Annotated in this window: 18 protein-coding genes; 6 read left to right on the forward strand and 12 right to left on the reverse strand. The window is 58.9% G+C overall.

All coding sequences use genetic code 11. The annotated features are described in order from the left end of the window. The first annotated feature begins 27 nt into the window (after positions 1 to 27). The 4 genes from ribH to pgpA are packed head-to-tail and all read left to right on the forward strand — an operon-like array spanning position 28 to position 2,466. The gene (gene ribH, locus AC2CGI_RS18715; protein WP_004940385.1) at positions 28 to 498 is read left to right on the forward strand and encodes a 6,7-dimethyl-8-ribityllumazine synthase; all 471 of its coding nucleotides are present in this window, start codon (positions 28 to 30) and stop codon (positions 496 to 498) included. Positions 499 to 518: 20 nt separating this feature from the next. Continuing rightward, complete coding sequence (gene nusB / locus AC2CGI_RS18720) at positions 519 to 935, forward strand: transcription antitermination factor NusB (RefSeq protein WP_004940384.1); 417 nt, start codon at positions 519 to 521, stop codon at positions 933 to 935. 51 nt (positions 936 to 986) lie between these two features. Further along, positions 987 to 1,979 (forward strand): thiamine-phosphate kinase, encoded by a 993-nt coding sequence (gene thiL / locus AC2CGI_RS18725; protein WP_015376834.1) that lies wholly within the window; start codon positions 987 to 989, stop codon positions 1,977 to 1,979. Then, the gene (gene pgpA, locus AC2CGI_RS18730) at positions 1,972 to 2,466 is read left to right on the forward strand and encodes a phosphatidylglycerophosphatase A (protein WP_004940382.1); all 495 of its coding nucleotides are present in this window, start codon (positions 1,972 to 1,974) and stop codon (positions 2,464 to 2,466) included. Before thiL ends, pgpA begins: the two co-directional genes overlap by 8 nt. A 32-nt stretch (positions 2,467 to 2,498) precedes the next feature. On the opposite strand, the gene AC2CGI_RS18735 is transcribed toward pgpA, so the two are convergent. The 4 genes from AC2CGI_RS18735 to xseB all read right to left on the reverse strand — a co-directional run bounded on the left by AC2CGI_RS18735 (position 2,499) and on the right by xseB (position 6,670). Beyond that, positions 2,499 to 3,473 carry an aldo/keto reductase gene (locus tag AC2CGI_RS18735; protein WP_075684440.1) on the reverse strand — a complete coding sequence of 325 codons (975 nt, stop codon included), beginning with the start codon at positions 3,471 to 3,473 and terminating at the stop codon, positions 2,499 to 2,501. Between the two features lie 107 nt (positions 3,474 to 3,580). Next, positions 3,581 to 5,446, reverse strand: a complete 1,866-nt coding sequence (gene dxs / locus AC2CGI_RS18740; protein WP_033642060.1) for a 1-deoxy-D-xylulose-5-phosphate synthase — start codon at positions 5,444 to 5,446, stop codon at positions 3,581 to 3,583. A 34-nt stretch (positions 5,447 to 5,480) separates the two neighbouring features. Continuing rightward, positions 5,481 to 6,401 carry a (2E,6E)-farnesyl diphosphate synthase gene (gene ispA, locus AC2CGI_RS18745; RefSeq protein ID WP_076740507.1) on the reverse strand — a complete coding sequence of 307 codons (921 nt, stop codon included), beginning with the start codon at positions 6,399 to 6,401 and terminating at the stop codon, positions 5,481 to 5,483. 5 nt (positions 6,402 to 6,406) lie between these two features. Continuing rightward, on the reverse strand, positions 6,407 to 6,670 hold the full coding sequence (xseB, locus tag AC2CGI_RS18750; RefSeq protein ID WP_015376838.1) for an exodeoxyribonuclease VII small subunit: 264 nt from the start codon (positions 6,668 to 6,670) through the stop codon (positions 6,407 to 6,409). 160 nt (positions 6,671 to 6,830) lie between these two features. On the opposite strand from xseB, the gene thiI reads away from it, so the two are divergent. Then, a complete protein-coding gene (gene thiI / locus AC2CGI_RS18755; protein WP_015376839.1) occupies positions 6,831 to 8,279 on the forward strand; it encodes a tRNA uracil 4-sulfurtransferase ThiI in 1,449 nt (482 codons plus the stop codon). Positions 8,280 to 8,345: 66 nt separating this feature from the next. Here the strand turns inward: thiI and yajL are convergent, their stop codons facing one another. Beyond that, positions 8,346 to 8,936 (reverse strand): protein deglycase YajL, encoded by a 591-nt coding sequence (yajL, locus tag AC2CGI_RS18760; RefSeq protein ID WP_004940376.1) that lies wholly within the window; start codon positions 8,934 to 8,936, stop codon positions 8,346 to 8,348. Next, complete coding sequence (gene panE / locus AC2CGI_RS18765) at positions 8,899 to 9,810, reverse strand: 2-dehydropantoate 2-reductase (RefSeq protein ID WP_004940375.1); 912 nt, start codon at positions 9,808 to 9,810, stop codon at positions 8,899 to 8,901. Before panE ends, yajL begins: the two co-directional genes overlap by 38 nt. A gap of 182 nt (positions 9,811 to 9,992) precedes the next feature. Here panE and AC2CGI_RS18770 point away from each other — a divergent pair, with 182 nt between their 5' ends. Beyond that, positions 9,993 to 10,484, forward strand: a complete 492-nt coding sequence (locus AC2CGI_RS18770) for a YajQ family cyclic di-GMP-binding protein (RefSeq protein WP_004940373.1) — start codon at positions 9,993 to 9,995, stop codon at positions 10,482 to 10,484. A gap of 34 nt (positions 10,485 to 10,518) precedes the next feature. Here the strand turns inward: AC2CGI_RS18770 and AC2CGI_RS18775 are convergent, their stop codons facing one another. The 6 genes from AC2CGI_RS18775 to cyoA all read right to left on the reverse strand — a co-directional run bounded on the left by AC2CGI_RS18775 (position 10,519) and on the right by cyoA (position 16,877). Continuing rightward, positions 10,519 to 11,883: an MFS transporter gene (locus tag AC2CGI_RS18775; RefSeq protein ID WP_076740506.1), complete on the reverse strand. Its 1,365-nt coding sequence runs from the start codon at positions 11,881 to 11,883 to the stop codon at positions 10,519 to 10,521. A gap of 198 nt (positions 11,884 to 12,081) precedes the next feature. Next, the gene (gene cyoE / locus AC2CGI_RS18780; protein ID WP_015376842.1) at positions 12,082 to 12,972 is read right to left on the reverse strand and encodes a heme o synthase; all 891 of its coding nucleotides are present in this window, start codon (positions 12,970 to 12,972) and stop codon (positions 12,082 to 12,084) included. A gap of 17 nt (positions 12,973 to 12,989) precedes the next feature. Next, the gene (locus tag AC2CGI_RS18785; RefSeq protein ID WP_004940369.1) at positions 12,990 to 13,328 is read right to left on the reverse strand and encodes a cytochrome o ubiquinol oxidase subunit IV; all 339 of its coding nucleotides are present in this window, start codon (positions 13,326 to 13,328) and stop codon (positions 12,990 to 12,992) included. After that, positions 13,328 to 13,942 (reverse strand): cytochrome o ubiquinol oxidase subunit III, encoded by a 615-nt coding sequence (locus AC2CGI_RS18790; RefSeq protein WP_004940367.1) that lies wholly within the window; start codon positions 13,940 to 13,942, stop codon positions 13,328 to 13,330. The genes AC2CGI_RS18785 and AC2CGI_RS18790 overlap by 1 nt, the downstream gene beginning before the upstream one ends. Next, the gene (gene cyoB / locus AC2CGI_RS18795) at positions 13,932 to 15,923 is read right to left on the reverse strand and encodes a cytochrome o ubiquinol oxidase subunit I (RefSeq protein ID WP_004940366.1); all 1,992 of its coding nucleotides are present in this window, start codon (positions 15,921 to 15,923) and stop codon (positions 13,932 to 13,934) included. Before cyoB ends, AC2CGI_RS18790 begins: the two co-directional genes overlap by 11 nt. Before the next feature lie 3 nt (positions 15,924 to 15,926). Next, on the reverse strand, positions 15,927 to 16,877 hold the full coding sequence (cyoA, locus tag AC2CGI_RS18800) for a cytochrome o ubiquinol oxidase subunit II (RefSeq protein WP_076740505.1): 951 nt from the start codon (positions 16,875 to 16,877) through the stop codon (positions 15,927 to 15,929). Positions 16,878 to 16,977 lie beyond the last annotated feature (100 nt).

Here is a 16,977-nt window from a genome sequence, read left to right on the forward strand (position 1 = left end):
TATTGAACCCATTTTTAAGGAAAGCCCATGAAAGTTATCGAAGGTGTTGTTGCTACTCCAAATGCCCGTGTGGCGATCGCAATTGCACGTTTTAACAATTTCATCAACGACAGCCTGCTGGAAGGCGCCATCGACGCGCTGAAACGCATTGGTCAGGTTGCTGACGACAACATCACCGTTGTCTGGGTCCCGGGCGCTTACGAGCTGCCGTTGACGGCGAGCGTATTGGCCAAAACCGGCAAATACGACGCGGTTATCGCGCTGGGCACCGTTATCCGTGGGGGCACCGCGCACTTCGAATATGTGGCGGGCGAAGCCAGCTCCGGCATCGGCAACGTTGCGATGAATGCCGAAATCCCGGTTGCCTTTGGCGTGCTGACCACCGAAAGCATCGAACAGGCGATCGAACGCGCCGGCACCAAAGCGGGCAACAAGGGCGCTGAAGCCGCGTTGACCGCACTTGAAATGATTAATGTTATCAAAGCTATTAAAGCCTGAATTTAGTTAAGGGGAATTCCGTGAAACCTGCTGCTCGTCGCCGCGCTCGTGAGTGCGCTGTTCAAGCGCTTTACTCTTGGCAGTTGTCTAAAAACGACCTTGCCGATGTTGAACACCAGTTCCTGACGGAGCAGGATGTCAAAGATGTTGACGTCGCCTATTTTCGCGAGTTGCTGTCCGGCGCGGCAGTGAATGCAGGTATGCTGGACGAACTGATGGCGCCATACCTGTCGCGTCAGCTCGAAGAGCTGGGCCAGGTGGAGCGCGCAGTGCTGCGCGTCGCGCTGTTTGAACTGAAAATGCGCGAGGATGTCCCTTACAAGGTGGCGATCAACGAAGCGATCGAGCTGGCGAAAACCTTCGGCGCGGAAGACAGCCACAAGTTTGTGAACGGGGTGCTGGATAAAGTGGCGCCAACCCTTCGCAAGAAAAAGTAAAACATTAAGGCCGGTATCCCCGGCCTTAATTTCTTCTCGTGGAATATCGATATGGCATGCGGCGAATTTGACCTCATTGCCCGCTATTTTGACCGGTTTAAGCGCGTGCGCCGGGATGTACAGTTGGGCATTGGAGATGACTGCGCACTGCTGGCAGTGCCGGAAAAACAGCTGGTGGCCGTCAGTACCGATACGTTGGTGGCGGGCGTGCACTTCTTGCCGGACATCGATCCGGCCGATCTCGGTTATAAAGCGCTGGCGGTCAATCTGAGCGATCTGGCGGCGATGGGCGCCGATCCGGCGTGGCTTTCGCTGGCCCTGACCCTGCCGGAGGTGAACGAGCCCTGGCTGAAGGCCTTCAGCGACAGCCTGTTTGATCAGCTCAACTATTACGGCATGCAGCTGATCGGCGGTGATACCACGCGCGGCCCGCTGAGCATGACCTTGACCATTCAGGGGCTGATCCCGGCCGGCCGGGCGTTAACCCGCAGCGGCGCGCGCATCGGCGACTGGATCTACGTGACCGGCACGCTGGGCGACAGCGCCGCCGGTCTGGCGATTCTGCAGGATCGTCTGGCGGTGCCGGAGGCGGCGGCGCGCGATTACCTGATCGCTCGCCATCTGCGCCCGCAGCCGCGGGTGCTGCAGGGGCAGGCGCTGCGCGATCTGGCCAGCTCGGCGATCGACATCTCCGACGGCCTGATTTCCGATCTGAAACACATCCTGAAGGCCAGCGACTGTGGCGCACGCATCGTGCTGGACGAGCTGCCGATGTCGCAGGCGCTGAGCAGCCACGCGGATGCCGAGCAGGCGCTGCGTTGGGCGCTGGCGGGCGGCGAAGATTACGAGCTGTGCTTCACCGTACCGGAAATCAACCGCGGCGCGTTGGAAGTGGCGCTGAGCCACCTCGGCGCCGACTACACCTGCATCGGCCAAATTGGTCCGCTGTCTGAAGGCATCCGCTATTATCGCAACGACGAAGCGGTAGAGCTGGACTGGGCCGGGTTCGATCATTTCAATGCGGAGCCGGGCACTCATGGATGAAGCCAAGCGTCGGCTGCGGATGAGCAATCCGTGGCACCTGCTGGCCACCGGTTTTGGCAGCGGTTTGTCGCCGGTGATGCCGGGCACCATGGGATCGCTGGCGGCGATCCCGTTCTGGCTGCTGCTGATCCAGCTGCCGTGGCAGCTCTACTCGCTGGCGGTGATGTTCAGCATCTGTATCGGCGTCTATATTTGCCACCGCACGGCAAAAGACATGAAGGTGCACGATCACGGCAGCATCGTCTGGGATGAGTTCGTCGGCATGTGGATCACGCTGATGGCGCTGCCGGTCAACGACTGGCGCTGGGTCGCCGCCGGTTTCGTCATCTTCCGCATTCTGGATATGTGGAAGCCGTGGCCGATCCGTTGGTTCGACCGCAACGTGCATGGCGGCATGGGCATTATGGTCGACGATATCATCGCCGGCGTGCTGTCTGCGGGCATCATCTACCTGATTGGCCACCACTGGCCGATCGGGCTGTTCTGACCGCCGGGCGCGGTTCTTCGCGCCCGCTTCTCTTATTCAAACCCCGTCACCCGATGCGGCACGTAAGCCGTCTCCAGTTCCGCCACCTCTTGCGGCGACAAACTCAAATCGACCGCGGCGATGGCGTCATCCAACTGCTCGCTGCGTGACGCGCCGACGATCGGCGCGCTGACCGCCGGTTTGTTCAGCAGCCAGGCCAGCGCGATCTGCGCGCGTGAAACGCCGCGTTCTTCGGCGAGGCTGGCGACGCGCTCGGCGATGATGGCGTCGATGCCTTCAGTTTCCTCGTACAGGCTTTTGCCGAACTGGTCGGAGACCAGCCGCGCGGTGGTTTCGCCCCAGGGGCGAGTCAGGCGGCCGCGCGCCAGCGGGCTCCATGGCAGTACGGCGATGCCTTCGGCGGCGCACAGCGGGTGCATTTCACGCTCTTCTTCGCGCTGGATCAGGTTGTATTGATCCTGCATGCTGACAAAGCGCGTCCAGCCGTGCAGATCGGCGGTATACAGCGCTTTGGCGAACTGCCAGGCGTACATGGAAGAGGCGCCGATGTAACGCGCCTTACCGGCTTTCACCACGTCGTGCAGTGCCTCCAGCGTCTCTTCCAGCGGCGTTTCGTAATCCCAGCGGTGGATTTGCAGCAAATCGACATAGTCAGTGCCCAGGCGCCGCAGGCTGTCGTCGATGGACTGCATGATCTTGGCGCGCGACAAACCGCGCTCCAGGTTGCTCAGCGGGAAATAGACCTTGGTGGCGACCACCACGTCTTCGCGGCGTGCATAGTCGCGCAGCGCCCGGCCGAGGATCTCCTCGCTGCTGCCGTCGGAATAGCTGTTGGCGGTGTCGAAAAAGTTGATGCCGGCTTCCAGCGCCTGTTTCAGCAGCGGGCGGCTGCTCTCTTCCGGCAGCGTCCAGGCGTGATTGCCGCGGTTCGGTTCGCCGTAGGTCATGCAACCCAGGCAGATGCGTGAGACGTTCAGATCGGTGTTGCCCAGTTTCAGGTACTTCATGTTTGCCTCCCATTCACAGCTCAGACAGTAACTGTAGCGCGGATCCCGGAGGGCGGAAACGAAAACGCCCCCGGGAGCGGAGGCGTTTTTTCAGGCGCGGGCGGCGATTACTGCGCCAGCCAGGTTTCGATTTGGCGCTGAATGCCGGCGGCGTCCAGCCCCAGATCGGCGCGCAGCTCTTCCTGGGTGCCCTGCGAGACGAAGCTGTCCGGCAGGCCGAGGTTCAGCACCGGCACCGGACGGCGTTTGGCCATCAGCAGTTCGTTGACGCCGCTGCCGGCGCCGCCCATGATGGCGTTCTCTTCCAGCGTGACCAGCGTTTCATGGCTGGCGGCCAGTTCGAGCACCAGCTGCTCGTCCAGCGGTTTGACGAAGCGCATGTCGACCAGCGTGGCGTTGAGCGCTTCCGCCGCCGCAGCGGCCTCCGGCAGCAGGGTGCCGAAGTTGAGAATGGCGATCTTCTCCCCCTGGCGACGCACCACGCCTTTGCCGATCGGCAGCAGGCTGAGCGGCTCCAGCGCCGCGCCGGTGCCGGTGCCGCGCGGATAGCGCACGGCGCTCGGGCCGTCGTTGTAGTGATAGCCGGTATACAGCATCTGGCGGCATTCGTTTTCGTCGCTCGGCGTCATGATCACCATGGTCGGGATGCAGCGCATGAACGACAGATCGAACGCCCCCTGGTGGGTCTGGCCGTCGGCGCCGACGATGCCGCCGCGATCGATGGCGAACATCACCGGCAGGTTTTGGATCGCCACGTCATGGATCAACTGATCGTAGGCGCGTTGCAGGAAGGTGGAGTAGATCGCCACCACCGGCTTGTAGCCGCCGATCGCCAGCCCGGCGGCGAAGGTGACCGCGTGCTGCTCGGCGATCGCCACATCGAAATATTGCTGCGGATAGTCGCGCGAGAACTGCACCATGCCGGAGCCTTCGCGCATCGCCGGCGTGATTGCCATCAGCGAGCTGTCTTTGGCGGCGGTTTCACACAGCCAGTCGCCGAAGATTTTCGAATAGGTCGGCAGACCGCCGGCGCTTTTCGGCAGCGTGCCGCTGGCGGGATCGAACTTCGGCACCGCGTGGAAGCTGATCGGATCCTTCTCCGCCGGCGCGTAACCGCGGCCTTTCTTGGTCATGATGTGCAACAGCTGCGGGCCTTTCAGATCGCGCATGTTTTTCAACGTGGCGACCAGGCCCTGTACGTCGTGCCCGTCTACCGGGCCGATGTAGTTGAAGCCCAGCTCTTCGAACAGCGTACCCGGCACCACCATGCCTTTCAGGTGCTCTTCGGTGCGTTTCACCAGCTCCTTGATCGGCGGCACGCCGGCCAGCACTTTCTTGCCGCCTTCGCGCAGGGTGGAGTAAAGCTTGCCGGACAGCAGCTGCGCCAGATGGTTGTTCAGCGCGCCGACGTTTTCCGAGATCGACATCTCGTTGTCGTTCAGCACCACCAGCATGTCCGGATTGATGTCGCCGGCGTGGTTCATCGCTTCGAACGCCATGCCGGCGGTGATGGCGCCATCGCCGATCACGCACACCGTGCGGCGGCCTTTGCCTTCACGCTCTGCCGCCACCGCCATGCCGAGGCCGGCGCTGATCGAGGTTGACGAATGGCCGACCGACAGCACGTCGTATTCGCTTTCGGCGCGCCACGGGAAGGGGTGCAGGCCGTTCTTTTGCCGGATAGTGGCGATCCGATCGCGGCGGCCGGTCAGAATTTTGTGCGGGTAGGCCTGATGGCCGACGTCCCACACCAGATGATCGAACGGCGTGTTGTAGACGAAATGCAACGCCACCGTCAGTTCGACGGTACCCAGCCCGGAGGCAAAGTGGCCGCTGGAACGACTGACGCTGTTCAGCAGGTATTGCCGCAGCTCATCGCACAGCTTCGGCAAGCTCTCTTTGGGCAGTGAGCGGAGTTCCTCGGGGTTTTCCGCTAGCGCCAGGGTTGGGTATTTGGCTATATCAAGACTCATTCGATACTCATATCAGAGGAGTTAACGTCACACGTTAATTGTCGCGTTCAATAATGAAGCTGGCTAACGCTCGCAATGGCGCTGTGTTATAAGATTGCGCTGCCAAAGTGTCTAATGCAGCTAATGCTTCCTGATAGAGATCCCACGCTTTTGCTTTCGCGCTGTCAAGCCCGAGTAACGCCGGGTAGGTACTCTTTCCGTGTTGTTGGTCCGCGCCCTGGCGCTTGCCGATCTTTTCAGTCTCGCCGACAACGTCCAAAATGTCATCCTGCACCTGGAACGCCAGGCCAACCGCAGCGGCGTAACGATCCAGCTGCGGCAGCGCCGCTCGCCCTGCTTCGCCGGCGCTCAGCGCGCCCAGGCGCACCGCGGCGCGGATCAGCGCGCCGGTTTTGTGGCGGTGGATCTGCTCCAGGGCCTGCAGATCGACGCGCTTGCCTTCGGCTTCCAGATCCAGCGATTGGCCGCCGCACATGCCGGCTACGCCGCTGGCGCTCGCCAGTTCGGAAACCATCGCCAGCCGATCGCGCAGCGCCACGTCGGGCATTTCGGCATCGGCCAGGATCGAAAACGCCAGCGTTTGCAGCGCATCGCCGGCCAGGATCGCGTTGGCTTCGCCGAATTTAATGTGACAGGTCGGCTGGCCACGGCGCAGATCGTCGTCGTCCATCGCCGGCAGATCGTCATGGATCAGCGAGTAGGCGTGGATGCATTCCACCGCCGCCGCCGGCGCGTCCAGGTTGCTCAGCGACACGCCGAACATCTGGCCGGTGGTGTACACCAGGAACGGACGCAGACGCTTGCCGCCCAGCAAGGCGCCGTGACGCATCGCCGCCACCATGTTGCCGTCGTTGAACGGCAGCGGGGCGATGAAGTCCAGCAGCGCGCGATCGGCGCGCTGGCGGAAAATCTGCAGTTGATCGGCAAAAGCGGCCGATGGGGCGATCTCAGACATGTCGGTTACTCGGCATCTGGTGTGAAAGGCGCCAGCGCCGCATCGTCGGCGCTGTCGTTAAGAAGTATCTGCACACGCTGTTCCGCCTGTTGCAGTTTCTGCTGGCCTTGGCGCGCCAGCTGCACGCCGCGTTCGAATTCGTTCAGCGCGTCTTCCAGCGGCAGTTCGCCCGACTCCAGACGCGTCACGATGCTTTCCAGCTCGCCGAGGGCGCTTTCAAAGCTGGCTGTTTGCTCTGTACTGGCTGATTGTGCTGGTTTTTTCGGCATAATTTTCTTTTTACGTCATCATGTGAACCGTGGCGCCAGAGCCTATCCTAGCGGATCTTGATTAGCAAATCATGGCGCTCATGTGTGGTTTTGTGCGCAGAGCACGGCGATATGGTGATATACTCCGCGCCGTAATTCTTATCTGACAACAAAGACCGCCATGAAGTTTATCATTAAATTGTTCCCGGAAATCACCATCAAGAGCCAATCTGTGCGCTTGCGCTTTATCAAGATTCTCTCGACCAATATTCGCAACGTCCTGAAGCAGTATGATGAAACGCTGGCGGTCGTCCGTCACTGGGATCATATCGAAGTTCGCGCCAAAGATGAAAACCAGCGGCCGATCATTGCCGACGCGCTGACGCGCATTCCCGGCATCCACCATATTCTGGAAGTGGAAGATCGCGCTTATACCGATATCCACCACATCTTCGAGCAGACTCTGGAAGCCTACCGCGCCCAGCTGGAAGGCAAAACCTTCTGCGTGCGCGTCAAGCGTCGCGGCAAGCAGGCGTTCAATTCGCAGGACGTGGAGCGTTACGTCGGCGGCGGTCTGAACCAGCATATCGACAGCGCGCGCGTTAACCTGACCCGCCCGCAGGTCACGGTAAACCTCGAGATCGAAGACGACAAGCTGATGCTGGTTAAACGCCGCCTCGAAGGCATCGGCGGTTACCCGGTCGGCACTCAGGAAGACGTGATGTCGCTGATTTCCGGCGGTTTCGACTCGGGCGTGTCCAGCTATATGCTGATGCGTCGCGGCTGCCGCGTGCACTTCTGCTTCTTTAACCTGGGCGGCGCCGCGCATGAGATTGGCGTGAAGCAGGTGGCGCACTACCTGTGGAACCGTTTCGCCAGCTCGCACAAGGTGCGCTTCGTCGCCATCGACTTCGAGCCGGTGGTGGGCGAGATCCTGGAGAAGGTCGATGACGGCCAGATGGGCGTGGTGCTCAAGCGCATGATGGTGCGCGCCGCTTCGCAAGTGGCCGAACGCTATGGCGTGCAGGCGCTGGTGACCGGTGAAGCGCTGGGGCAGGTGTCCAGCCAGACGCTGACCAACCTGCGCTTGATCGACAATGCGTCCGATACGCTGATCCTGCGTCCGCTGATTTCGCACGATAAAGAGCACATCATCAAGCTGGCGCGCGAAATCGGCACCGAAGACTTCGCCAAAACCATGCCGGAATATTGCGGCGTGATTTCGAAGAGCCCGACGGTGAAAGCCGTCAAGGCCAAGATCGAAGAGGAAGAGAGCCACTTCGATTTCAGCATTCTCGATCGGGTGGTGAGCGAAGCGAAGAACGTCGATATTCGCTCCATCGCCGAGCAGGCGCAGGAGCAGGTGACCGAAGTGGAAACCGTTGCGGCCTTCGGCGCCGACGAGGTGATCCTGGATATCCGCTCCAACGACGAGCAGGAAGAGAAGCCGCTGCAGCTGGAACAGGTTGAAGTGAAAGCGCTGCCGTTCTACAAGCTGAGCACCCAGTTCGGCGATCTGGATCAGAGCAAAACTTATCTGTTGTACTGCGAGCGCGGCGTGATGAGCCGCCTGCAGGCGCTGTACCTGCTGGAGCAGGGCTTCAGCAACGTGAAAGTTTATCGCCCGTAACGCGGGCAGCGGCGTAAACGAGAGGGGCTGAACTGGTGTTCAGCCCTTTTTTTATCGGCAAGCCGCTCAGTCGCGGAAATCGTACATCCCAGGGATCAGCACCAGCTGCGCGGCGATCTCCGCCGCTTTGGCCTTGCCGAGCAGCAGATCGATCAGCTTCAGCGCGAACTCCATCGCGGTGCCCGGCCCCTGGCTGGTGAGCAGCTTGACGCGTGCGTCGTACACCACACGGCGCTCCATCCATTTTTCCGCCGGTATCTGGTCTTTCAGGCCCGGGAAGCCGGTCATGTTGCCGACCGGGAACAGATCGTGGTGCTGCAGCACCAGCGCCGGCGCCGCACAGATGGCGGCGACGATATTCCCCTGCAGGTGCATCTGCCGCACTTTTTCCACCAGCAACGGGCTGTCGCGGAAGCATTCCGCCCCCTTCAGGCCGCCGGGCAGCACGATGGCGTCGAAAGGCTCATCAACGATCGCCACCAGCGGCGCGTCGGCCAGCAGCTTGACGCCGCGCGAACAAACGATAGTCAGCTCGCCGTCACCGGCGACGCTGGCGGTAGTGACTTTAACGCCCGCCCGCACCAGCAGATCAATGGTGGTGACGGCTTCGGTTTCTTCGCTACCAGGTGCCAGGCAAACCAGCGCCGATACGCTCATATTCATTTTCCTTTCGTTTAATCAATTCAAACAGCCGCGCATTCTCCGGCAGCGTGAGGCCGTGACTGCGCGCACGGCGCAGCAGGTAGCCGGTGATGTAGTCGATCTCGGTATGCCGCTGGCTGCGGATATCCTGCAGCATCGACGAAACGTTGTCGGCGGTGCTGTGGATCACGTCCATCACATATTGCATCAGGCCTTCGCAGGAGGTGTGGTAGCCCTCCATCGCCATCACGCTGGCGACTTCACGACACAGCGTTTCGATCTGCTCCGGGTAGCGCTGCAGATCGCCGTTGCGGCAGCCGTACAGCGCCGTCAGCGGGTTGATCACGCAGTTGACCGCCAGCTTGCGCCAGTTGGCCGAGGCGATGTTGTTGTGCCAGGCGACGTCGGGCAGCGCCTGATGCAGCACTTCCGCCAGGTGGCTGAGATGCTGGGCGGCCGGTGAGGTGGGGCCGATGTGGGTGATGCCGGTGGCGACGTGAATAATGGTGCTGCCTTCGTGGCGCGCGGCGTGGGTGGTGGTGCCCTGCAGGATGGGCTGGCCGTTTTGCGGCAGCTCCTCCTGGGTACCCATGCCGTTATGCAACAGCAAAATGGCGCACTGAGGGTTCAGCTTCGGCAGCAGCGCACTGACCGCGCTGGAGACCTGCCAGGCTTTCAGCGTCACCAGCAGCAGCTCGCTCTGCGCGAGGTGCTCAGGATCGTTGGTGGGCAAATTGCGATTAAACGAGACGCCTTCCGGCTCGATCACGTTCACGGCGCAAAAAGGCTGCGGCACTCTTAGCCATCCCTGTACATCGTGGCCCTGCTGATACAGCCGGGAGAGCCACAGTTGTCCGAGCGCGCCGCAACCAAGAATGGTTATTTTCATTCAGTCTCCTTGGAAACACGGGAATACCGCTCAATTACCGTGATCTAACTATAGGCTTTATGGCAGCCTGAAGCGCTATCCCTGCGTGCGTTCAGCAGATTTTGTCTGAGGCGGCAAAGCGGTTATCATGCTCGGCATCAAAATCGCCTAAGCTATTAGGCACTCATTCAGGAGGAAGAAGTATGCCATCTTTCGACATCGTTTCCGAAATTGATATGCAGGAAGTGCGTAACGCCGTTGAGAACGCCACCCGCGATCTCGGCACCCGCTGGGATTTTCGCAACGTGCCGGCCAGCTTTGAGCTAAACGAGAAGAATCAAAGCATCAAGGTTGCCACCGAGTCTGATTTCCAGGTGCAGCAGCTGCTCGACATTCTGCGCGAAAAGCTGAGCAAGCGCAGCATCGACGGCGCCGCGCTGGAGATCCCGGAAGAGTTTACCCACAGCGGTAAAACCTACAGCGTGGAAGCCAAGCTGAAGCAGGGGATTGAAACCTCTGTAGCGAAGAAAATCGTCAAGCTGATCAAAGACAGCAAGCTGAAGGTGCAGGCGCAGATCCAGGGCGAAGAAGTGCGGGTGACCGGCAAGTCACGCGACGATTTGCAGAGCGTGATGGCGCTGGTGCGCGGCGGCGATCTGGGGCAGCCGTTCCAGTTCAAGAACTTCCGCGATTAATCTCGACGGGGCCGGCATTGCCGGCCCCGTTTCTTTACAGCGAATTGACCAGCGCTTCCAACTGACCGCGATTGGTCTGCTTGGTGTCCACCTTGACGTAGGCGCTGCGCTCCTCCGGCACCACGATCGCCTCGGCCACGCCGGGCTGCGCCCTCAGACGGCTTTCCAGCGCCGAATCCTTCACCGCCAGTTCAGACAGCGTAATGCGCAGGCTGCTGACATACGGCGGCTCTTTCATGGTGCTGCTGACCAGGAACCAAACGGCGGCCAATACCGCGCCGGCGATAAACACCAGGCCTGCCCCCTGCAAACCGTACAGCCAGCCGCCGAGGCTGCCGCCGATCGCTACGCCGATAAACTGGCTGGTGGAGTAGACTCCCATCGCGGTGCCCTTATAGCCGGCCGGTGATTCTTTGCTGATCAGCGAAGGCAGAATGGCTTCCATCACGTTGAAGGCCATGAAGAACAGCTGCACGCCGGCGATGATGCCCCACAGGTGCGCGCCGGAGAGCCACAGCAGCACTTCGGCGCAAAACAGCACCGCCACGCAGCCCATAAACACCTGCTTCATGCGGCGATATTTTTCGGCATAGATGATGAAAGGCACCACGGCGGCGAACGACACCAGCATGGTCACCAGGTAGACGATCCAGTGTTCGCTGGCCGCCAGCCCGGCTTTCTCCATCGCCAGCGGCAGCGCCACGAAGCTCGACATCAGCAGGATATGCAGACACATGATGCCGAAGTTGAGCTTCAGCAGGCGCGAGTTGCTCAGCACTTTGCGGAAACTGCCGCGCACGATGCTGGACTCGCGGTTCAGCAGATGGGTATCGGCGGAAGGCACTACCGCCAGGGTGATGACGATGCCGGCCAGCGCCAACACGGCGATCATCCAGAACAGCGCATGCAGGCCGAAGGCGTGGGTAATTATAGGGCCCAACACCATGGCGATGGCGAAGGTGATACCGAAGCTGACGCCGATGAACGCCATCGCTTTGGTGCGGTTCTGCTCGCGGGTCAGATCGGAGAGCAGCGCCATTACCGCGGCGGCGATCGCGCCGGAGCCTTGCAACGCGCGGCCGAGGATCACGCCCCAGATAGAGTCGGTCGCGGCGGCGATCACGCTGCCGAGGGCAAAGATCAGCAGGCCGCCGACGATCAGCGGCTTACGGCCGATGCGATCGGACACCAGGCCGAACGGGATCTGAAACACCGCCTGCGCCAGGCCGTAGATGCCGATGGCGATGCCGATCAGCGCTTCGCTGGCGCCGTTGAGCGCCATGCCGTAGGTGGTCAGCACCGGCAATACCATAAACATGCCGAGCATGCGCAGGGAAAAGACGGTGCCCAATCCCCAGGTGGCGCGACGCTCCTGCGGGGTCATTGAATTATCGTTCACATCAAACCTCGGTAAAAACCATGCCATCAGACGTTGAGACAGCGCCTGATGGCATGATTTCTGTAAAGCTGCGTCATTTTAGTGTGCGGGGCAGGGGGGGTAAATCGAATGTTGTTTAACAGATATTACAGTTTGGCCGCTTTTCGGCGTGACAAATAAAATGGGCCGCAAAAGCGGCCCATTCACAGATGATTTGGCTTACCAAACGTAGGTCACCAGCGCTTCAGGCGCCGCCGTGGCGCTGAAGTCGATCGACATCATCACGCTCAGCGAGGTGATGGCGACGATGGAGAACACGAACAGTTTGCGCGCCCAGACGCTGTCGTTTTCGGTTTTATAACCGCGCAGCGCCATGCCCAGCCACCATACGCTCACCGCCGCAGCGACGATCAGGTATTTGTAGCCGGCGTAGCCCACCAGGGTCAGCATCAGCGTGGCGATCATAAATGCCAGGATGTAGACCGTGATGTGGTTCTTGGCGACGGAAATGCCTTTCACCACCGGCAGCACCGGAATGTTGGCCGCCTGGTAATCTTTAAAGCGGAAGATAGCGATCGCATAAGAATGCGGCATCTGCCACAGGCTAAAGATAGCCAGCAGGATCAACGCGCCGGCGTCGAACTCGTTGGTCACCGCGCAGTAGCCGATAACCGGCGGCGCGGCGCCCGACAAGCTGCCGATCAGCGTGCCGTAGACCGAATGGCGTTTCATGTACAGGCTGTAAACGCCGACATAAACCACGAAGCCCATCACCGCCAGCCACATGGCCAGCGGGTTGGCCGCGATATACAGCAACGCGAAGCCCGCAATACCCAACACGGTCGCATAAACCAGGGTGACACTCGGCGCGATCAGGCCTTTTACCAGCACCCGATTCTTCGTTCTCTCCATTTTCTTGTCGATGTCGCGGTCGATGTAGTTGTTAAACACACAGCCCGACGCGACCACCAACGAGACACCCACCAGGGTGGCGAGAAACAGGGGATAGTCGATGCTCCCTTTGGAAGCGAGCAGGAATCCCCCAACGACAGAAATTAAATTGCCGAAAATAATTCCTGGTTTAGTGACTTGCAGGTATTGCTTAATCATCACGTGCAGCTCAGCTCTTAATCGACCATCATATTGATGTTGAGGTTGTACATAATCCAGAGTGAACCTACAACAACGATACCGATGATCATAGCGGTGAACAGCAATGCCACCAGGTTCCAGCGCTCTTCCGATGAGGTGTTCATGTGCAGGAAGTAAACCAGGTGAACAATCACCTGGATAACCGCCATACCGACAACAACCGCCAGGATGGTGGAATGAGAGGCAGTGCCGTTCATTACCATCGCAAATGGAATTACCGTCAGGATGATCGACAGGATAAAGCCGATCAGGTATGACTTCACGCTGCCGTGGCTTGCGCCGCCGTGAGAGGTTTCATGGGATGAATGGCTCATTACATAACCCCCAGCAGGTAGACAACGGTAAATACGCAGATCCAGACCACGTCCAGGAAGTGCCAGAACAGGCTCAGGCACATCAGGCGGGTTTTGTTGGTCGCGGTCAGGCCGAACTTGCTCACCTGAATCATCAGCACGATGATCCAAATCAGGCCGGAAGTCACGTGCAGACCGTGGGTGCCGACCAGCGCGAAGAAGCTGGACAGGAACGCGCTGCGATCTGGCCCGAAGCCTTCGGCGATCAGGTGATGGAATTCATAGATTTCCATCGCCACGAAGCCCAGACCAAACAGGAAGGTCAGGAACAACCAGGTGTTTACACCGCCAACTTTACCCTTGTTCATGGCGATCATCGCCATGCCGTAGGTGATGGAGCTGAACAACAGCAGGAAAGTTTCGACCAGAACAAACTTCAGGTCGAAGATGTCTTTGCCTGAGGGACCGCCAGCGGTCCCGTTCACCAGGACTGCATAAGTCGCGAACAAGCTCGCAAACAAAATACAGTCGCTCATCAGGTAGATCCAGAATCCGAAGACTTTGGTCTCTCCCGCGTCGTGGTGCCCATGCTCTGCATGGGCTGCGTTATGATTGGTCAGAGTTTCAGTTGACATGGTTCACGCCTGCTTTACGGATTTGTTCGTAGTGTTGGTTCTCAATGCGCTCGATTTCATCAACCTGCACATAGTAGTCAACATCGTGATCGAAGCTCTTGCCGATCCAGACAACGATCATACCGATGAAGCCGGCCAGAGCCATCCACCAGATTTCCCAAATCATTGCGAAACCGAATACCAGGCTGAAGAAGGCGATGATAACGCCGGCGCCGGTGTTCTTAGGCATATGAATCGGTTCGTATTTAGCCGGTTTCTTATAGGCTTCACCTTTTTCTTTCATGTCCCAGAATTCGTCACGGTCATGAATCTGCGGCACTACGGCAAAGTTATAGAACGGCGGTGGAGACGAAGTTGACCACTCCAGAGTACGAGCACCCCATGGGTCACCGGTCAGATCGCGGTTCTGTTCGCGGTCACGGATACTGACGAAGATCTGGGTCAGCTGGCACAGGATGCCGCAGGCGATCAGCGCCGCACCGCCGGCTGCAACCAGCAGCAGAGGGTGGAACTCAGGGTTGATGTTCTGGCTGATACGACGGGTCATGCCCATAAAGCCCAATGCGTACAGCGGCATGAAGGCGGTGAAGAAGCCGATGATCCAGAACCAGAACGCGCGGATGCCCCATTTTTCGTTCAGCGTGAAGCCGAAGGATTTCGGGAACCAGTAGGTCAGGCCCGCGAAGCAACCGAACACCACGCCGCCGATGATGACGTTGTGGAAGTGCGCGATCAGGAACAGGCTGTTGTGCAGCACGAAGTTCGCGCCCGGCACTGCCAGCAGAACGCCGGTCATACCACCCACGGAGAAGGTGATGATGAAGCCAACGGTCCACAGCATTGCGGAGTTGAGCTTGATGCGGCCCTGATACATGGTGAACAGCCAGTTGAAGATTTTCACCCCGGTCGGGATGGAAATGATCATGGTGGCGATACCGAAGAAGGCGTTAACGTTCGCGCCGGACCCCATGGTGAAGAAGTGGTGCAGCCAGACGATGAACGACAGAACGGTGATCGCGATGGTTGCCCATACCAGTGAGGTATAGCCGAACAGGCGTTTTCTGGAGAAGGTCGCGGTGACTTCGGAGAACACGCCGAACACCGGCAGAACCAGGATATACACCTCTGGGTGACCCCAGGCCCAAATCAGGTTGATGTACATCATCATGTTGCCGCCCATATCATTGGTGAAGAAATGGGTGCCCAGATAGCGATCCAGGGTCAGCAGCGCGATGGTGACGGTCAGAATTGGGAAAGAAACGATGATCAGGACGTTGGTACACAGCGCCGCCCAGGTGAACACCGGCATCTTCATCATAGGCATGCCAGGGGCACGCATCTTCAGAATGGTGGCGAAGAAGTTCACGCCGGTCAGCAGGGTACCCAGACCGGAAATCTGCAGACTCCAGATCCAGTAATCGACCCCGACGCCAGGACTGTACTCTTTACCCGACAGCGGCGGATACGCCAGCCAACCGGTCTGAGCGAACTCACCGACCCCCAGGGAGATGTTGATCAGCACCACGCCCACCACGAAGAACCAGAAGCTCAGGGAGTTCAGGAACGGGAAGGCGACGTCGCGCGCACCGATTTGCAGCGGCACCACGACGTTCATCAGGCCAACCACGAAAGGCATCGCCATGAAGAAAATCATGATGACGCCGTGCGCGGTGAAGATCTGGTCGTAGTGGTGCGGCGGCAGGAACCCGGCTTCGCCGGCGGACGCCAACGCCTGCTGGCTACGCATCATGATGGCGTCGGCAAAGCCGCGCAGCAGCATGACCATCGCCACGATGATGTACATGATACCAATTTTTTTATGGTCGACCGAAGTCAGCCATTCGCTCCACAGCCACTTCCATTTACCGAAATACGTCAGCAGCGCCAGCACTGCCAGGCCCCCGACAATAATTGCGGCTACGGTGACCATGATGATCGGTTCGTGGTACGGAACCGCATCAAGTGTTAATTTTCCCAACATCAGTTATTCCTCGGCTCCGGCGTGAGCAGCATGTTCACCCATGTCCATACCTTGGCTCATTTCCATGCCTTCGTGCGCGCCAGCGCCCTTGTGCATATCCATGTCGCCCATGAATTTGGCAATTGTTTCTTTGAACAAATTCGGTTTGACAGCGGCAAAGTACTCAACCGGGTTGTTTTCACTCGGCTCTGCCAGTTTGTTAAAGTCGTCGGTGGTGTTCAGGTTTTTAGACGATGCCTTCACCTTGGCCACCCACTGATCGAAGTCGCCTTCGGTCGGGGTAACGATCGCGGTGAATTTCATACCGGAGAAGCCTGCGCCGCTGTAGCTGCTGGAGATGCCTTTGTAGGCACCGGCTTCGTTGCCGATCAGGTGCAGTTTGGTCTGCATGCCGGCCATCGCATAAATCTGTCCACCCAACTGCGGGATAAAGAACGAGTTCATTACCGAGTTAGAGGTGATCTTGAATTCGACTGGAACATCTTTCGGGAAAGCCAGCTCATTAACGGTCGCAATGCCTTGTTCCGGGTAGATGAACAGCCATTTCCAGTCGAGCGACACCACTTCGATCGTCATCGGCTTCTTGTCGGTGACAATCGGCTTGAACGGATCGAGTTCGTGGGTGGTCTTCCAGGTAATGGTGCCAAGGATGGCGATGATAATGATAGGAATGGTCCAGACGACCGCTTCGATCTTGTTGGAGTGGGCCCAGTTCGGACTGTACTTGGCGTCTTTGTTGGAAGCGCGATACTTCCAGGCAAAGGCGAACGCCATGAAGATAACTGGCACCACTACGATCAACATCAATGCGATTGCAGTGATAATCAGTGTCCGTTGCTCAACACCAATTGCTCCTTTGGGATTCATCAAAACCATATCGCAGCCACTGAGCAATACAGTGCCTGCGATTAATGACAGCATCCCAATACTTTTATTGTATTTCTTAAGTCTCATCTAACGACCTCAATAACAAAGGCTCAATTGTCGTTTCATGTGTGCGGGCATTTTACGGGAAGGTTGCAGTACTGTAAACATGCTTAAGGGAGTGTCAGCG

The organism is Serratia sp. LSHTC3 (assembly GCF_057197125.1).

Excerpts from the sequence above, each read along its gene's own strand:
- ribH (WP_004940385.1), top strand. The coding sequence starts at position 28 with ATGAAAGTTATCGAAGGTGTTGTTGCTACTCCAAATGCCCGTGTGGCG.
- thiL (WP_015376834.1), top strand. The coding sequence starts at position 987 with ATGGCATGCGGCGAATTTGACCTCATTGCCCGCTATTTTGACCGGTTT.
- pgpA (WP_004940382.1), top strand. The coding sequence starts at position 1,972 with ATGGATGAAGCCAAGCGTCGGCTGCGGATGAGCAATCCGTGGCACCTG.
- AC2CGI_RS18735 (WP_075684440.1), bottom strand. The coding sequence starts at position 3,473 with ATGAAGTACCTGAAACTGGGCAACACCGATCTGAACGTCTCACGCATC.
- dxs (WP_033642060.1), bottom strand. The coding sequence starts at position 5,446 with ATGAGTCTTGATATAGCCAAATACCCAACCCTGGCGCTAGCGGAAAAC.
- ispA (WP_076740507.1), bottom strand. The coding sequence starts at position 6,401 with ATGTCTGAGATCGCCCCATCGGCCGCTTTTGCCGATCAACTGCAGATT.
- xseB (WP_015376838.1), bottom strand. The coding sequence starts at position 6,670 with ATGCCGAAAAAACCAGCACAATCAGCCAGTACAGAGCAAACAGCCAGC.
- thiI (WP_015376839.1), top strand. The coding sequence starts at position 6,831 with ATGAAGTTTATCATTAAATTGTTCCCGGAAATCACCATCAAGAGCCAA.
- yajL (WP_004940376.1), bottom strand. The coding sequence starts at position 8,936 with ATGAGCGTATCGGCGCTGGTTTGCCTGGCACCTGGTAGCGAAGAAACC.
- panE (WP_004940375.1), bottom strand. The coding sequence starts at position 9,810 with ATGAAAATAACCATTCTTGGTTGCGGCGCGCTCGGACAACTGTGGCTC.
- AC2CGI_RS18770 (WP_004940373.1), top strand. The coding sequence starts at position 9,993 with ATGCCATCTTTCGACATCGTTTCCGAAATTGATATGCAGGAAGTGCGT.
- cyoE (WP_015376842.1), bottom strand. The coding sequence starts at position 12,972 with ATGATTAAGCAATACCTGCAAGTCACTAAACCAGGAATTATTTTCGGC.
- AC2CGI_RS18785 (WP_004940369.1), bottom strand. The coding sequence starts at position 13,328 with ATGAGCCATTCATCCCATGAAACCTCTCACGGCGGCGCAAGCCACGGC.
- AC2CGI_RS18790 (WP_004940367.1), bottom strand. The coding sequence starts at position 13,942 with ATGTCAACTGAAACTCTGACCAATCATAACGCAGCCCATGCAGAGCAT.
- cyoB (WP_004940366.1), bottom strand. The coding sequence starts at position 15,923 with ATGTTGGGAAAATTAACACTTGATGCGGTTCCGTACCACGAACCGATC.
- cyoA (WP_076740505.1), bottom strand. The coding sequence starts at position 16,877 with ATGAGACTTAAGAAATACAATAAAAGTATTGGGATGCTGTCATTAATC.